Raw genomic sequence first — 15,952 nt, forward strand, 5'->3', positions numbered from 1 at the left:
GATTTAGAGTCCGATCGGTACCTATGTGACTTGGGAAATGATCCATCTCAATCCTAGGGATGTCTAGATAGGGTCTGCTGAAAACGTTTCTTGTGGTGTGGGGTGTGGGGTGTAGGGTGTAGGGTTTTACCGATTTTGAGGGGGTCAATTACCTAATTTTCAGGGAAAAAGTCCCTGAATTTTCCCCCCGATCACTCCCATCGCTGGTACTTTTTGATTTCAAAAAAGTCTAAAGATATTATCCAACAAGGTTTTTAGATTTATTCAGCGAACCCTAGACAGGTAAAGTGGGATAGGTTAAAAATTAACCCATCCCACAGATCTTATTGCCATCTACCAACTTGAAAATCTAAACTGTTTTTTCCGCTCTAACTCGCTCTACCTTTACCTTGCGAGGACTGGAGCAATCAAGGAAGTTAGGAACCTCCTGACGACAGTGAGGACAATACCAGTAGGCACGACCAACCTCAAGGTGACGAAGGGTAATTCCCGAACACATAGGGCAGTTGTGCATGGATTGTTAGACTAATTTTAAACATTTTTAAAATTGTCTTACCTCCTGAAATAATCCTAAACAAAATCGCCGCTCTTTAACTCTAACTTTAGGTATATTTCCCAGAAAATACCTAGGGATGAGGACGGAAAAGATGGGAATGTTGCGGGTGATAAAGTTGCGATCGAGTTCCTGTAATCTGGTTTAAAGCGGGACTAATTAGATAAAGGGTAGTTCTAGTTAAATTTTCTCGATGGGTTAATTGGGCCATCTCTGACAGGGGGACAACCCAGATTTTTTCGTCGGGCCAACTGAGACGGAAACAAACGGCCACCTGTTGCTCTGGCTGGTAGTATTCTAGGAGTTTTTCCTGGGCTTTGTCAACATGACGGGCGGCTAAATATAGGCATAAACTGGCTTTATGGGCGGCTAAAGAGGCTAATTCTTCACTTTCTGGCATGGGAGATGCTTTTCCTTCCACCCGGGTTAGAATAATTGTCTGGACTAATTCCGGAATCGTTAATTCTAGGGCCAATTTGGCCGCTAATCCTTGAAAGGCACTAATTCCGGGGATTAGCTGAAAGGGTATATCCGCTGCTGTCAAAAGATGAATTTGTTCTTGGATGGCACTATAGAGACTTAAATCCCCCGATTGCAGTCGCACCACCGCTAAACCCCGACGCACGCGATCGATCATTAAAGGGATAATTTCCTCTAGGGTGATGCTACTGGTGGGAATTAACTCGGCATCTTTACGAGTGTCCTCAAGAATCTGTTTGGGGACGAGGGAATTAGCAAAGAGGATAACATCGGCTTTTTGGAGAATTTTATAGGCTTTTACCGTCAATAATTCTGGATCTCCGGGGCCAGCACCAATAAAATAGACGGCCGGGAGGAGAGGAGAGGAGTCAATTAAAGTCATACTAAATCCTGTTTAAAAGGGGTGTGGGGTGTGGGGTGTGGGGAAGGAAACCTCTTTCATCTGTGGGGGTGAAAATTTTTTCATCGGGACTGACTCGGAGAATACTGTCTCCTGAATACTGAATCCGATTATTAACCTGAACATTTGTATTTAATTACGGTGAAACTGACTATACAATATTAATGATAAAGCACGGTCAGCATTGACAATGATTAGCGATCAGTCCCTCCCCCCCCAAAATATTGAAGCGGAAGAATCTATCTTAGGTGGTATTTTACTAGATCCAAAAGCGTTAGGTAGAATCAGTGATTTTTTAATTCCAGAAGCTTTCTATGTGAAAACCCATCAAGATATTTATCGTGCGGCGCTTGCTTTACAAGGGAAGGGAAAACCGACGGATTTAATGACGGTTAGCAGCTGGTTACAGGATAATTATCTGCTGGAAGAAATCGGGGGAATGCCGCGATTGTTACAATTAATTGAGCGCACTGTCTCGGCCGCTAACATCGATCGCTATGCTGAATTAGTGATGGATAAATATATGCGTCGTCAGTTAATTTCCACCGGGGGAGAAATTATTGAGTTAGCCAGGGATACGACGCTAGAATTAGAAAATGTTTTCGATGAATCGGAACAAAAGATTTTTCGTCTCACCCAAAAACGACCCCAAGAGGGTTTAATTTTTCTGGGGGATACTTTAATTGAAACTTTTAACGAAATTGAGAAAATGCAGGAGACGACCACTCTACCCGGTATCGAAACTCAATTTTATGATCTCGATGCGATGACCAGTGGTTTACAACCCTCGGATTTAGTTATTATCGCGGGTAGGCCTTCCATGGGAAAAACTTCTTTTGCTCTTAATATTGCCTATAATATCGCTCAACAGAATTTACCTGTGGCTGTCTTTAGTTTGGAGATGTCCAAGGAACAATTAGCCCAACGTTTGTTATCGAATGAGGCTAAAATCGAAAGTAATCGGATTCGCTCGGGCCGTTTGGGACAAAATGATTTAGAGAAGGTTCTTGGGGGACTAGAAAAGTTATTAAATTTGCCCATATATATCGATGATAGTGCCAATTTAAGTGTAATTCAAATGCGTTCCCAAGTGCGGCGTTTACAGGCAGAAAAAAAGGGGCAAATGGGATTAGTTTTAATCGATTATCTGCAATTAATGGAAGGGGGAGGTGATAATCGTGTTCAGGAACTTTCCAAAATTACCCGCAGTCTTAAGGGTTTAGCGAGAGAAATTCATGCTCCTGTCATTGCTCTTTCTCAGTTAAGTCGCGCTGTGGAATCTCGCAATAATAAAAGACCGATGATGTCCGATTTACGCGAGTCAGGATCGATCGAACAGGATGCGGATTTAATTATGATGTTATACCGAGATGAATATTATAACCCCGATAGTCCCGATCGAGGTGTGGCCGAAGTAATTATTACTAAACACCGTAACGGTCCCACCGGCACAATTAAGCTACTTTTTCAACCAGAATTTACCAAGTTTCTTAATCTTAAACAAAGTCGCTCTAATTATTAAAATGAAAGCAACTATTAATTATAAAATTCCCAATTGGCTCTTAATACTTTTGGCAATTATCCTAACTCTCGGTGTGGTTTTTCGTTTTGCGAATATCGATAAAAAAATCTATTGGCACGATGAATCCTACACCACCATTAGAACCAGTGGTTATCAAGCAAAGGAAATCGCTGATACTATCTTTCAAAATCGTCTTTTATCTACCACAGAATTAGGAAAATTTCAGCAACTGAAACCCGAAAGTAATGTTGTTGATACAATTAAATCTCTTGCTAAAGAAGACCCTCAACATCCACCTTTATACTTTATTATCTCTCGCTATTGGGAAAAAATATTCGGTTTTTCTACCGTTTCTTCCCGTAGTTTAGCGATTGTTTTTAGTCTTCTCTCCCTGCCATTTATTTACTATCTATCCCTAGAATTATTTGCAGCAAAGTTAACGGCAATTTTAGCAGTAATTTTATTGGCACTCTCTCCAGTTGATATAATATTTGCTCAAATGTCTCGTCAGTATAGTCTTTTAGTTTTGTTAACTATAATCAGTCAATTACTGCTGTTAAAATGTCTCAGGAAAAGAACTATTGTTAATTGGTCTTTATATACCCTATCTAATACTCTCGGACTCTACACCCATCTCTTTTTTATTCTCAACTTATTTGCTCAAGCAGCCTTTATACTTTGGTATCTTGTTATGAAACCAGAGCGAAAAAATAACTTGATATTTTTCCTTTTATCTGGGTTAACAATGATGATTTTATATATACCCTGGTTACAGGTTTTCTTAACTAACTCTCAAAGGGCCTTTAACTCCACCAGTTGGGCTGCCGTTAACTATCTCGATTGGGGATTAATCAGTAAATTATGGATTCTAGGTTTTACCTGTCTATTTAGTGATACCGACTTCGGTTTTAATAACATCTTCACCTATATATATAGACTGTTTTTTTTAAGCTTAACTATCTATGCTTTTTATCGAGTTTATCGCTATAATAACCCGATAGCTTTTACTTTTCTGATTACCTCAACCCTAGGGACTTTCCTAGCTTTAGTCATTCCAGATATAATTTTTACTACCACTAGATCAACTGTCACCCGTTATCTAATTGCATCCTTTCCCACTATCTATATAACTGTGGCTTTTTTCTTGTCACAATTGCTTAATCAAGGTAAAATTTTAGGTAAAACTATCTTGATTTTTTTGTTAACTGCTAGTATAATATCGAACTTTAATAATGCTCTTTCCGAAACCAGTTGGGCAAAAGTTCCTAGTTATTGGAATGGCGAAGTTGCCAGAAAAATCAATGCTGTACCCAATGCCATTATTATCAGCGACGAAGGTAATGACTGGACTAACTTAGGTGATTTGCTTTCCCTTAATTATCGTCTTAATTCTGATGTACAATACTTCCTGACTACCACTAACCCCGATACCGATAAGTTAAAAGAAGTCCTAGAAATTCCCCAGGTCAACTTATTTCTTTTTCGTCCTTCCAATCGTTTATTACTTGCCTTAGATCAATTCGATATTCGTCTTGATTATTTCTATCCTCAAGGTCAATTGTGGCGAGTGAAGAAATAGGTAAATATATATTTTGGGTCAATCTAGCCTGAAAGAGTTGAGCAAAGCTGGTATTATAACCAGTTAAAACCGTTAATCTTCATCTTAAAGAAATGACTTTTCTAATTCCGATCAGCGTTTGGCGGCAAATTCTTAAAAAGTTCCCTATACTACTATTCTTAGCATCTTTTCTCATAGTCCTACTCTTAGGCTATTTTTCTGCCGCTTTCTCTCAAAGTCGAGATCCTGATATCCGCGGTGTTTGGATTACCACCAACGATACAGCGATGCTGATGGACAGGGATAAACGACAACAAGCGATCGAGCAATTAGTTAATCTTAATTTTAATGCTATCTATCCCGTGGTTTGGAATTCCGGTTATGCTCTCTATCCTAGCGCGATCGCTCAACGGGAAGGAATACAGCCTTTTGTGCCTACGGGAGCGCAGGGACAAGATATCTTAGCAGAATTGGTGGAACAAACCCGTGGAAGGGGATTATTAGTCATTCCTTGGTTTGAATTCGGATTTATGGCTCCTCCCACCTCAGAATTAGCCTTAAAACATCAGGACTGGTTAACCCAAAAACGGGACGGAGGGACCACTTGGGTAGGGGCAGCCGGGGAGGTGGTCTGGTTGAATCCTTTCCGTCCCGAAGTGCAGAATTTTCTGCGGGAGTTAGTCTTGGAAGTGGTGGGACAATACGATATTAACGGCATCCAATTCGACGATCATCTGAGTTTACCCAACGAATTCGGCTATGATCCCTATACTATCGCCCTTTATCAACAGGAAACCGAAAAAACTCCCCCGGCTAACCCCCGGGATCCCGAATGGACAAAATGGCGGGCCGATAAAATCACCGCTTTTCTGGCTAATCTCAAAGAATCAATTGAGGCAATTAAACCGAATATACTGCTTTCGATCGCCCCTAATCCCTACGAATTCGCCTATAATGGTCATTTACAGGATTGGCTCGGTTGGGTGCGGCAAGGATTAGTCGATGAGTTAATCGTACAGGTTTATCGTCCCGATCTGCCCAGTTTTCTCAAACAATTAGAGCGTCCCGAAATTCAGGAAACCCAGCAAACTATCCCCACCGGTGTGGGAGTTTTAACCGGTTTACGCAATCGACCGATTGCCCTACCCTTTATTGAAGAAAAGGTGTTGGCTGCTCGTCAACGGGGTTTAGGGGTGATTTTCTTCTTTTATGAAAGTCTCTGGCAGCAAGCTTTGGAACCTCAAGAAACCAGAAAAGCGGCAATTCAAGCGATGTTTTCGCAACCAATCACTCCCCGTCTTCCCGTGGTGGAAAATATTCCCTTAGTTAGTACGCCTGAACTGATTGACCAGCCAGGACTAACCCCCACACCTCCCCCTTTAGCGCCGGACGGTATCGAAATTCCTGTAATTCCCCCTCCGGGTAGTTAATAGCAATTTTTGCCCACAGAGTCAATGCCACTCGCCGCTTGAACCCCCCCCCTGAACGGGTAACAGTCCTAGCTGGAGTGATATACCTGGACTCCCCCGTTGACAAAAAGCCATAACCTGTGCTGTAGGAGGGATTAAGAGAATTTACGATACCCCGTTACTGGGTACAAATCAGGGAAACCCCTAATAAATCTAACGCATGATTGTTGCAGTTGGGTCGGTCGAGTTATCTTAGAAAAACGATAACTTTCCTCTCTAATCGTACATTCTACTGTATTCAAGCAAATCGTCCCCAAGTCTTCTGTACAAAGTCCGAAAACTATGCACAGGGAGGTTCTCTTGATTCCGTTTTTTTCTCTCTTTAGACTGAGCGGATTCACTGCGACTCGCTTTAATCACATTAAGCAATTAATCTTTCGTCTGGATAATCTTCACTCTCAAATTCCACTAAGTTTACCTGCTCAAATAATCCTAATTGAATCACTTCTACTTCCGCCAGTTTCCGAATTTGAGGCTTAGTTAGGGTTTGCGGCAAAAAGTTTTTCGGTGGTGGTAGGGTGTGGGGTGTGGGGTGTGGGGTGTAGGGTTTTACCGATTTTCAGGTGGTCAACTACCTAATTTTCAGGGAAAAAGTACCTGAATTTTCCCCTGATCACTCCCAGTCCGGTACTTTTTGATTGACAAAAAGTCTAAAAGTCTTACCCAACAAGGTTTTTAGATTTATTCAGCAGACCCTACTTAATTTCTACGGGTTCTAAATTATCAGCAGGAGTAAAACCAAAGAGACGGGAATAGAAATAAAATTCTGCATCTAATGCTCGTTTTATCGATTCAGCTTGACGAAATCCGTGTTGTTCTCCCGCAAAGGGAACGTAAGCAACGGGTAAACCTTTCGCTTTTAAAGCTTCTACCATCATTTCCGCTTGATTGGGTGGAACCACTCGGTCTTCTAAACCTTGGAAAAAGATCACCGGACAGGATAACTGAGCGGTAAAATGAATAGGCGATCGCTGATAGTAAATTTCCTTTTCTTGAGGATAAAGTCCCACCAATTTATCTAAATATCTCGACTCGAATTTATGGGTATCGTTGGCTAAAACCTCTAAATCACTAACTCCGTAATAACTAGCTCCTGCTTTAAAAGTATCATGAAAAGTTAAGGCCGCTAAAGTTGTATAACCACCAGCGCTGCCTCCAGAAATTGCCAATCTTTCCCCATCGACTAATCCCTGATTAACCAAATATTTTGCCCCGTTGATGCAGTCTTCCACATCGACAATTCCCCAATTTCCCTGCAAACGCTGACGATATTGACGACCATAACCCGTACTACCGCCATAATTGACATCTAGATAGCCAAAGCCGCGACTGGTCCAGTATTGCACCCGCAGACTTAAACTAGAGGTCGCCGCAGCCGTCGGTCCGCCGTGACTTTTGACTAAAAGGGGCGGTAATTCGCCATTGGGGGCAGTATAATCGGGGTTTTTGGGGGGATAATACCAAGCATAGGCCGTTAGTCCCTGACTGGTGGGAAAAGCGAGCATTTCCGGAATCGAGAAATAATCGCTAGAAACAGTTAAATTACTAGAAGATTTGAGAATTTCTCTAGTTCCTGTGGCTAAATCCCTTGAGACAACCGCCGTTACTTCCCTGAAAGAACCGCCAATAAAAACTATTTTGTTATCGCTAACTTGTAGAGAAGAAATGTTAGTATCAGCAGTAATAATTTCTTGGAATTCTCGATTAAGAGTATCGATACTTCCTAAATACCAACGGCCATCTTTTGTATAGCTACAAATAATCTGTGATTCCCCAGCAAAGCCGTAGTTAGATAAACCAAAAACCCAATGAGGGTAGGCAAATTCAGCATCAATTGGTTCGATAACTGGTTCGATTTGTTCATCGTGTTTAAAGCAATAAAAGTTCCAGAAATCATTGCGATCGCTGGTAAAATATAACTGTTGATCGGCGGACCAGCGCGGTTCACACACCGACTCATTTTCACCCCCAGCAATGACCCGAATATTACTCAAATAAAGATGATTAATATCGGCCACCCAAAGAAAAGAACTATCCCAGGGCATATTAGGATGATTCCAACTAATCCAAGCTAATCGAGAACCGTCGGCACTTAAGCGAGGAGAGGTATAAAAATCATCGCCTGATACTAAAGTTTCTATTTCTCCCGTATCTACATCGATGCTGACAATACTATTAACTGGTTCCCGATCTTTTTGGCTATGATCTTCACAAATACAGATTAAACGATGGCGAAATTCATCGAGAATTAAATCCGCATAACGACAGGAATTTTCTCGGGTCAGAGGTTGGGGTAAACTATCAGCAGTTTGCCGATAAATTCTTTGGTCAGCAAAATTACAAAAATAGATAATTCCGGCAACAATTAGATAGGAACCTCCCCCGTATTCATGGACACGAGTTCGCACATTAAAAGGCACTGGAGTGATGTCTGTAGTTGTGCCGTCGGGGTTTAATTTAACTAAAACATTTCGCCCCTTTTCCTGTGGTCTGCCTTCTAACCAATAAATATCTTCTCCATCTAGAGTTACACCACCAAGACTAATCGATTCTGCCACAATTAGATCGGAGGTAATCGGTGATTTCCAGGAACCGTAAGCTGATATTTGATTAGACATTTTCTACTACAGCAGTGATCTTAATGGTGAGGTACGAGGTTTTCGTTTTCGGGAGTCGGTCGTCTTATCTTGATAAGAAACGCTGATCAATTCAGGAAATTCCGAGTAAACAGGACAAAATAGGGATTGCTAGTGAGCATCCCTACCTGACTCTATGTTTTTCTGCAATCGGAGCGGCGGGATTCGAACCCACGACCCCTACTACCCCAAAGTAGTGCGCTACCAAGCTGCGCTACGCCCCGATATTGAACCTTAACCATCATAGCGATAATCGCCGCATTTTGCAAGCTTTTTTTTTCTTCCTTTCTCCCCCATCCCCGGAATTAGCGGCCAGCTATCTAGCTAATTGGGGAATACGTCCTTTTAATCCCGTCATTAATTGCAGGGCAAACAATTTCAACGGGGGGAAACCACGCATAATTGCCAATCCTAGACGACGGATGACAACGATAGGCGGCCAGTTATTGGAGAACAAGCGATCAAGAAAATCCGTGAAGCCTAAAATCGCTAAATTCTCCGATCTACGCCATTTTTCGTAGGATTTTAGGGTAGAAAGCGCTCCTATATCTTCTTGCTTTTCCGCTGCTTCCTTTAATACCTGCGCTAAAGCGGCTGCGTCGCGAATGCCTAAATTTAAACCTTGACCACCGACGGGATGACAACAGTGGGCGGCATCACCAATTAAAGCCAGTCGGGGTTTAACATAAGTATCACTCTGCATTAACTGTACGGGAAAGAGAGCGCGGGGGCTAACTAATTCTAGTTTTCCCAGTAATCCCCCCGTATATGCTTCTAATTTCTTGATAAATTCCGCTTCGGGCATTTCTTGCAGTTTTTTCGCTTCTTCATGGGGATTTGTCCAAACGATCTGACAGCGATTACCCTGGAGCGGTAAAATGCCCATCGGACCGGTGGGCCAAAATCTTTCAAAGGCGGTATCGTTGCGATCGAGTTGATGTTTAATGGTGAAAGCGACACAGGATTGCCAATATTTCCAACCTTTGGTTTTAATTTGCGCTCCTTGCCGGATAGCGGATTTGGCTCCATCGGCCCCGATGACTAATTTTGTGGTGATTTTTCGGGTTTGACCGGCTTCTTCCAGGGTGACAGTCGCTGTTTCTGCTCCGTACTCCACTTCTAACACTTTAGCAGGGGATAACCACTCAATGCGATCGCAATCTTGGCTGGCATTGTGCAGGGCGGTTAGAATCACTTGATGTTCGCCCACATAGCCCAAATAATCGGTTTTTAGCTCATCGACCACAAAGGGTACAAAAATCTGGTAATCGGCATCAGAAAGGCGAATATGACTAAATTTACCGATACTGGGCGAGATTTTATCCCAGATACCCAAGCCTGTAAAAATCCGGCTCGACATCAACGAGAGGGCATAAGCTTGACGACGGCCGGCAGCCACCTCTAGGGGGCGTTCCTCGATCATAGCGATATTTAATCCTGTATTTTTTAAGGCCACCGCTAGGGTGGTTCCAACTATGCCGCCCCCGACAATGACTAAATCGTAGCTGTCCCGTCCTAACATATAAATATTTTTCTCAAAGATAATCAGTGACTACACTGATCTATTCTGACACGATTTTCGGGGTTGCTGTCGGGTTTGATGGTCTTCACTCCACCTAGCCATTGATAGACTTGAAAGGGTTTTGTCCGTTGCCGAGAGTTTCGGGTTATCGCTCTTCCTGGACTTCTGGAAGGGCGATAACAGGCTGCTAAGTAGCTGGTTATAATTAAATTAAAAATGGATTTTAGGTTCGATCCCCCCTGCCCCCCTTGATAAGGGGGGTGCCGATAGGCGGGGGATATCCCTTGATAAGGGGGGTGCCGATAGGCGGGGGGATATCCCTTAATAAGGGGGGCATCTGATAATTTTTAACGCCTACCTACTTACAAGCTCTGTTAGCTGATGCTCCTGGGGCGCCAGTCTTCTTGGATACCCCGACTTGCGGCAACAACCCGAGAAGTTGGCTAAAGACAAAACCCGCAACAGCTAGACTACTCTTTTTTTAACTTAAGGCAAGCTTTCTATTAATTGGATCACAAAGTTAGCCCTTGCAGAATCGCCTAAAGCTAGATAACCTTCTCTGGCTTTACTATACCAAATCTTGGCTTGATTATTATCTCCTAAAGCTGCATAAACTTCTCCTAAACCAAATTGAGCCAAGGTTTTTTCTTCTAATTGTTCTGGTATCTGAGCTAATTCTATCGCTTTAAGGTAATGATTGGTAGCTAGATTAGCTAGGCCAATTTGCCAGTACAAGTCAGCTAAGTTTCTCTCGATGATTGCTGAATTTTGACCCTGTTTGATGGTAGTTTCTAGAATAGTGATTGCTTCACTGGTAAGATGATAATTTGCTAGGGATTTGGAGGATAAAACATAGTTATTAAAAGTTGAAGTCGGTAGGGTATAAGTTCCATAAAAATCGGCTAATATTAATGCTTTAGTTTGCTTATTTATATTTAATTGTTCTATTTTATTAACTTCGTCCTGTATGGTTGCAACTTCGGAGGAATGTAACCTGATGAATTCTATTTTAGAAGCTTTATCTTGCTCGGAAGACTGTCCCCCATCGGTTTTAATTGTCACAGAATAAGGAATACCGGGCTGAAAAACTGGTGTTCCGGGATAGGAAATTTGGGTTTGAGAAACTTGCTTTTTCCAGATAATCCCCTGTGAATCCATAACTTTTATTGTGTAATATCTCGTTTGAGAAACTTCATTCCAGCGCAAAATGGGGGTATCTGTCAGTATCAGGGTGTGACGGGGTGAAATGAGATAGGGAATGAGTGCATTTGTTCCTCCTAAAGAACCTGGGGGTGGGGGATTTTTGGCTTTTAACGCTTCCCAGATGGGGCAAATTGTCTTTAGTCCAGAAGGTACACCTGAACTAACTGGGCGTTGTTGTAAATCGGGACATAATACTGTCACCCTAACACCCTGAAGAGGAAAAATTTGATCGCCTTTGTTTAATTCTGTATTAATAGAAACGGGTTTAAATTCAGTCCAATTTTGTCTTTTTAGCTTGACGATACCAGTTGTTGATTCAATTCTAGCAGGCAAGGCTATCCCTTTAGCACTTTCTAAAAATAGGGTCAGCATTCCTGTGCTTAATCCTAATAGGATGAGTTGGGTTTTGGTGAGCATTTTTGTTTCTCCCGGTTTGCTAGACATTGTTGTGCTTGTATTCTCCAGCTATCTTCGTCAGGATTTAAGCTGTTAGCGTATTGATTACAGCTTTCCCATTCTTTTAATGCCTCTGTTTGGTTATTTTGGGCTTCTCTTACCTGCGCTAGTAAACAATGAGGGGCAGCACTATTTTTATGTAATTTAATCGCTTCTAATAAAGCTGTTTCTGCCCCTGGAATATCTCCTTGTTTTAGCCTTGCCCAACCTAAATTTTTCCAGATAGCAAATTGGGTTTCTTGATCTAATTTTGGCTCGGATTGGGCTTTAAGTAAGAGGTGAACAGCAGCAGGATAATTTTTATTGAGAATATGTAATCGAGCTAGATTATTAATAGCGGTAGTGTTACCTCCTTGTATAGCTAATATATATTCTTTTCTGGCTAAATCAAAATCCTGTAATTCTTCGTAGAGTAATCCTAAGTTAAAATGTGCCTCAGCGTCATCTGGATTTAAAGACAAAGCTCGTTGATAATCTTCTTCTGCACTGCTCAAATCTCCCTTTTGATAATGACTCCAACCCCAATGATTATACCAGGTGGCTACAGTTGGTAAAGAGAGTCTTAATCCCCAAATACTCAGCATTAGTAAAAAAGATAAACCAGCGCCAATTTCTTGCCAGTATTGTTCTTGAATCCCAAAGCGTGCCAGTAAGTTTTTTCCAGTTTCTTGTCCAGTTTTAGTTAAGACTCCTCCTGCGGCAAGTAAGGTTAATATACTTTGAAAACTGATTAAAACACCTCCCAAAATATCACTTCCCCCCGAAAGAAACCGCGAGCCAATTTCACCAATTAATCCTAAAGAAATTGTCAAGAAAGTAACAGAAGCTCCATTTGCCAATAAATCGTATTTGTGCCAAGAAGAATCAATTTTAGGGACTTCAAGTAGCCACCACCAATTTTTAGTATCGGGATTAAAATCGGGACGTAATTGGGCGATTATTGGGGCGATTGTGGCTTGTTTTTTCCTAAGAATGTTGTCTAATTCTTGGAGGGTATTTAGGATATTATCAGTAATTAAATAGGTTTCTGTTAGGGCTGTTTGAATGCGATCGCGGGCTAGTAAAATATTAAGAATTTCGGCTTCTGTTGGTGTAGGATGTTCTTGGAGAATTGCGATCAAATCTTGATAAGTTTTTAGGTCTTGTTCTAGAGATGAATTAGACATAGGCTTAGAATACTTAGAATAGTGATTTTCTTAAAGTAAACCTAGAATTGTTCTTAACGCTGTTTCTAATTCTTCGAGATAAGGATTGTCTAAATGTCCCATAACTCGAATAATTCTTGACTTATCTATGACTCTAATTTGCTCGCACAGTGCTACTGAATCTTGACTTAAACCTGCTATACCTTCTGGAATAAAAACATGAGAATCAAGTAGTTTGCGCCGGATTTTAGTGGTTAATGGCACAATAATAGTATGAGGACTTACGCCATTAGCTCGATCAATTTGTATGATGATTACAGGTCTAATTCCTGACTGTTCTGTGCCAATGACGGGGTTGAGGTCGCAAAAAGCTACATCACCACGAATAACGCTACCATTTGATTTCGCCACGAGCTAATTTTTCTTCATAATCTTCTAGATTTGACAAATAATCTGAAAAATCGGATTCTGCGATTTCTACGAAATCAGAAAACTGCTGATTGTACTTTAAGGTAAGGAAATCAATAAAGTCATTCACTTCTTCAACTAATGACTCTGGAAGTTGACGAATTTTGGCAATTGTAATATCTTGGACTGTCATGATTGAGAATTGTTCTTGAGAGTGGGGTACTAAAGCTCAACTACAAACTGATCATAGCATTTTTGAGCAGGATTTTAAAGATTTATCTGATAACTAACAACTGATAACTGATAACTGATAACTGATAACTGATAACTGATTATAATCCATTGCCAATGAGAATAAAAGGCGCCCAGTAACGGGGATGGCTGAGGCGATTTGCTACGTCCGATGGCACTCCTTCAATAGGTTCTATTTTAATACTACCACGCCGCTGCTGATCGGTTGGGTTATTACTGGTAATCAAGGCAATTTGTGCCTGTTGTAATGCCTCTGTTTTACTCAATTTACCCGTCCTCAAAGCAGCATAAAAAGCATTCATCAAAGCTTGTGTACCGCCATCATCAACACTCCATAAAGAGGCAATAACTGCCCTTGCACCTGCGGTTTGTAGTCGATATCCTAACCCTAAAATTTCGATTCCTGTGCCGTAATTACCCCCTAAACCTGTCTCGCAAGCACTTAAAACAATTAAATCAATATTTTTAAACCGCCAGTTTTTCATTGTTTGTAGAGTCACCACTGTCCCATCTCCAAAAAGAACAAAAGACTGTTCTGGAGTTCCCACCACAAAGGCTGCATGGGTGGCAAAATGGACGACAGTATAGCTATCCAGTAGGGGAATAATTGTTTGATTGAAGTCTTTATCGAAGTATTTAGTAGTAGGAGAAACGGTCTGTGCTAATTTATCTACCTCTATACCCGCAAAAGGCAACCCATTAAATCTGAAGTCTTGTCCCTCATGTCGAAACTGATAGCTGCCCTTAACGAATGCCGCCGCTAAAATTTGCATTTTCGGTTCGGGTTTGGTATTAAAATCAGTCAGGGATGCAGCCGTAATATTATTAACCCGGTAGCGTTCAATTAACCACTGTTTGCCGTCGTATAAAGCCGCTATAGGAATGTAGCGAAGTTGTCCGTCAGGAGCATAAATAATCGTTTTTGCATCGGCAGTTTTTAGGTTATTTTCTAGGGGTTTAATCAGCCATTCATAAAGCTGTTGGGCTGGCTTTTTGGCATCCAGATTAGGATTTTGTAAGGCTTCCCGGAAAGCGCGAATAGTTTCGTTTAGTTCTTTTTTGCTGACTTTTACGGTGTGGCGGACGGGAGGAGAATCAGCAGTGGTGAGGATGATTTCTAAGCGGTCATCAAAGATGATTGGGTAGATAAGGACGGCATTTTGTTGCAGTTTTTTGAGATTATCAGATAAGCCAATTAAATTGTCTAAATTATTCAGGAGATCGGCGGAACGGGTTTGGGGTTTGAGTTGGTTAATTAAGGCTAAAACTTCTGGACTTTCGATAAATTTATTAAACTCAGCGACAATTTGTTCCTGTTGTTTCCAGAGTTGGGCGAGGCGTTGTTCTTCGGGGGGAGTTAGTTTGCCGTTGAGTTTTTGTCGTTCTTGCAGTCGGCTGATTTCTTGGCCAATTTCTACTGCTTTATTAAGAATTGCCTCAATTCCCTCGTCTATTTTTTGTTCTGGTGGTAGTTTAGGAACTCCCTGTTCTGTATTTGTGTTACCGCGCACTCCCCGCAAATAATCGTCTAATTCCTGTACTTTTAACAAGTCTAACACCCGTTGCGCTTCCAGAATGCGGTCTTGTTGCAGCAGCAAGTCAGCTAAACGACGGTAAGTATCGGCAACAGTTTCGGTGTAGGTTTGTTGCAATTCTTTAGAGAGTTTTTTGATATCGCCTCTGAGAGTTTCATAGACGTTAACCGATTGTTTATAGAAGATAATCCCTAGTTGAGGTTGGTTTTGTTGTTGCAGTAAGTAACCAATATTTTCTAAGGTTACGGCTTCCTGTGAGCGATCGCCCACTGCCCGCGATAAGGGTAAAGCCTGTTGGTAGTAGTCTAAAGCCTTTTGTTTCTCCCCTAAAGCATAATAGACACCACCAATATTATTGAGAGTAACGGCTTCCCCGGAGCGATCGCCCACTGCCCGCCTTAAGGGTAAAGCCTGTTGGTAGTAGTCTAAAGCCTTCTGTTTCTCCCCTAAATCATCATAGACAAGACCAATACCAGTGAGAGTAACGGCTTCCCCAGCGCGATCGCCCACTGCCCGCGATAAGGGTAAAGCCTGTTGGTAGTAGTCTAAAGCCTTCTGTTTCTCCCCTAAAGCATCATAGACACCACCAATATTATGGAGAGTAGTGGCTTCCCCAGAGCGATCGCCCACTGCCCGCGATAAGGGTAAAGCCTGTTGGTAGTAGTCTAAAGCCTTCTGTTTCTCCCCTAAAGCTGAATAGACACCACCAATATTATTGAGAGTAGTGGCTTCCCCGGAGCGATCGCCCACTGCCCGCCTTAAGGGTAAAGCCTGTTGGTAGTAGTCTAAAGCCTTCTGTTTCTCCCCTAAAGC

Annotated in this window: 12 protein-coding genes and 1 tRNA gene; 3 read left to right on the forward strand and 10 right to left on the reverse strand. The window is 41.8% G+C overall.

The genetic code is table 11. The features are described 5' to 3' along the window. Positions 1 to 626: 626 nt before the first annotated feature. A complete protein-coding gene (cobM, locus tag IM319_RS01510) occupies positions 627 to 1,415 on the reverse strand; it encodes a precorrin-4 C(11)-methyltransferase (protein ID WP_287734355.1) in 789 nt (262 codons plus the stop codon). 208 nt (positions 1,416 to 1,623) lie between these two features. On the opposite strand from cobM, the gene dnaB reads away from it, so the two are divergent. The 3 genes from dnaB to IM319_RS01525 all read left to right on the forward strand — a co-directional run bounded on the left by dnaB (position 1,624) and on the right by IM319_RS01525 (position 5,943). Beyond that, entirely contained in the window at positions 1,624 to 2,955 is a 1,332-nt protein-coding gene (dnaB, locus tag IM319_RS01515; protein ID WP_079208108.1) for a replicative DNA helicase, read from the forward strand. Between the two features lies 1 nt (position 2,956). Continuing rightward, complete coding sequence (locus IM319_RS01520; RefSeq protein ID WP_287734357.1) at positions 2,957 to 4,534, forward strand: glycosyltransferase family 39 protein; 1,578 nt, start codon at positions 2,957 to 2,959, stop codon at positions 4,532 to 4,534. Between the two features lie 92 nt (positions 4,535 to 4,626). Continuing rightward, complete coding sequence (locus IM319_RS01525; protein ID WP_287734358.1) at positions 4,627 to 5,943, forward strand: glycoside hydrolase family 10 protein; 1,317 nt, start codon at positions 4,627 to 4,629, stop codon at positions 5,941 to 5,943. A gap of 400 nt (positions 5,944 to 6,343) precedes the next feature. Here IM319_RS01525 and IM319_RS01530 read toward each other — a convergent pair whose 3' ends face one another. The 9 genes from IM319_RS01530 to IM319_RS01570 form a co-directional block, all read right to left on the reverse strand. Next, positions 6,344 to 6,478, reverse strand: coding sequence for a hypothetical protein (locus IM319_RS01530; protein ID WP_287079361.1), 135 nt, complete (start codon positions 6,476 to 6,478; stop codon positions 6,344 to 6,346). Between the two features lie 199 nt (positions 6,479 to 6,677). Further along, positions 6,678 to 8,600, reverse strand: a complete 1,923-nt coding sequence (locus tag IM319_RS01535) for a S9 family peptidase (protein ID WP_287734360.1) — start codon at positions 8,598 to 8,600, stop codon at positions 6,678 to 6,680. A gap of 168 nt (positions 8,601 to 8,768) precedes the next feature. Next, positions 8,769 to 8,842, reverse strand: a tRNA-Pro gene (locus tag IM319_RS01540). Between the two features lie 92 nt (positions 8,843 to 8,934). After that, the gene (locus tag IM319_RS01545; protein ID WP_287734362.1) at positions 8,935 to 10,140 is read right to left on the reverse strand and encodes an FAD-dependent hydroxylase; all 1,206 of its coding nucleotides are present in this window, start codon (positions 10,138 to 10,140) and stop codon (positions 8,935 to 8,937) included. 486 nt (positions 10,141 to 10,626) lie between these two features. Further along, positions 10,627 to 11,760, reverse strand: coding sequence for a tetratricopeptide repeat protein (locus IM319_RS01550; RefSeq protein WP_287734363.1), 1,134 nt, complete (start codon positions 11,758 to 11,760; stop codon positions 10,627 to 10,629). Continuing rightward, positions 11,730 to 12,965 carry a tetratricopeptide repeat protein gene (locus IM319_RS01555; RefSeq protein ID WP_287734364.1) on the reverse strand — a complete coding sequence of 412 codons (1,236 nt, stop codon included), beginning with the start codon at positions 12,963 to 12,965 and terminating at the stop codon, positions 11,730 to 11,732. The genes IM319_RS01550 and IM319_RS01555 overlap by 31 nt, the downstream gene beginning before the upstream one ends. A 30-nt stretch (positions 12,966 to 12,995) precedes the next feature. Next, positions 12,996 to 13,355, reverse strand: a complete 360-nt coding sequence (locus IM319_RS01560) for a type II toxin-antitoxin system PemK/MazF family toxin (RefSeq protein WP_287684974.1) — start codon at positions 13,353 to 13,355, stop codon at positions 12,996 to 12,998. Then, on the reverse strand, positions 13,336 to 13,545 hold the full coding sequence (locus tag IM319_RS01565) for a DUF2281 domain-containing protein (RefSeq protein ID WP_002789196.1): 210 nt from the start codon (positions 13,543 to 13,545) through the stop codon (positions 13,336 to 13,338). The genes IM319_RS01560 and IM319_RS01565 overlap by 20 nt, the downstream gene beginning before the upstream one ends. Before the next feature lie 139 nt (positions 13,546 to 13,684). Then, on the reverse strand, positions 13,685 to 15,952 hold a 2,268-nt coding region (locus IM319_RS01570; RefSeq protein ID WP_287734365.1), incomplete at its 5' end, for a CHAT domain-containing protein.

Origin of the sequence: Microcystis sp. M113S1, assembly GCF_020246945.1 — a bacterium.
Taxonomy (GTDB): Bacteria; Cyanobacteriota; Cyanobacteriia; order Cyanobacteriales; family Microcystaceae; genus Microcystis.

Bases quoted from the DNA above. Each gene is read 5' to 3' on its own strand.
- IM319_RS01555 (WP_287734364.1), bottom strand. From the start codon at position 12,965: ATGTCTAATTCATCTCTAGAACAAGACCTAAAAACTTATCAAGATTTG.
- IM319_RS01550 (WP_287734363.1), bottom strand. From the start codon at position 11,760: ATGCTCACCAAAACCCAACTCATCCTATTAGGATTAAGCACAGGAATG.
- IM319_RS01525 (WP_287734358.1), top strand. From the start codon at position 4,627: ATGACTTTTCTAATTCCGATCAGCGTTTGGCGGCAAATTCTTAAAAAG.
- IM319_RS01535 (WP_287734360.1), bottom strand. From the start codon at position 8,600: ATGTCTAATCAAATATCAGCTTACGGTTCCTGGAAATCACCGATTACC.
- IM319_RS01520 (WP_287734357.1), top strand. From the start codon at position 2,957: ATGAAAGCAACTATTAATTATAAAATTCCCAATTGGCTCTTAATACTT.
- IM319_RS01565 (WP_002789196.1), bottom strand. From the start codon at position 13,545: ATGACAGTCCAAGATATTACAATTGCCAAAATTCGTCAACTTCCAGAG.
- IM319_RS01545 (WP_287734362.1), bottom strand. From the start codon at position 10,140: ATGTTAGGACGGGACAGCTACGATTTAGTCATTGTCGGGGGCGGCATA.
- dnaB (WP_079208108.1), top strand. From the start codon at position 1,624: ATGATTAGCGATCAGTCCCTCCCCCCCCAAAATATTGAAGCGGAAGAA.
- cobM (WP_287734355.1), bottom strand. From the start codon at position 1,415: ATGACTTTAATTGACTCCTCTCCTCTCCTCCCGGCCGTCTATTTTATT.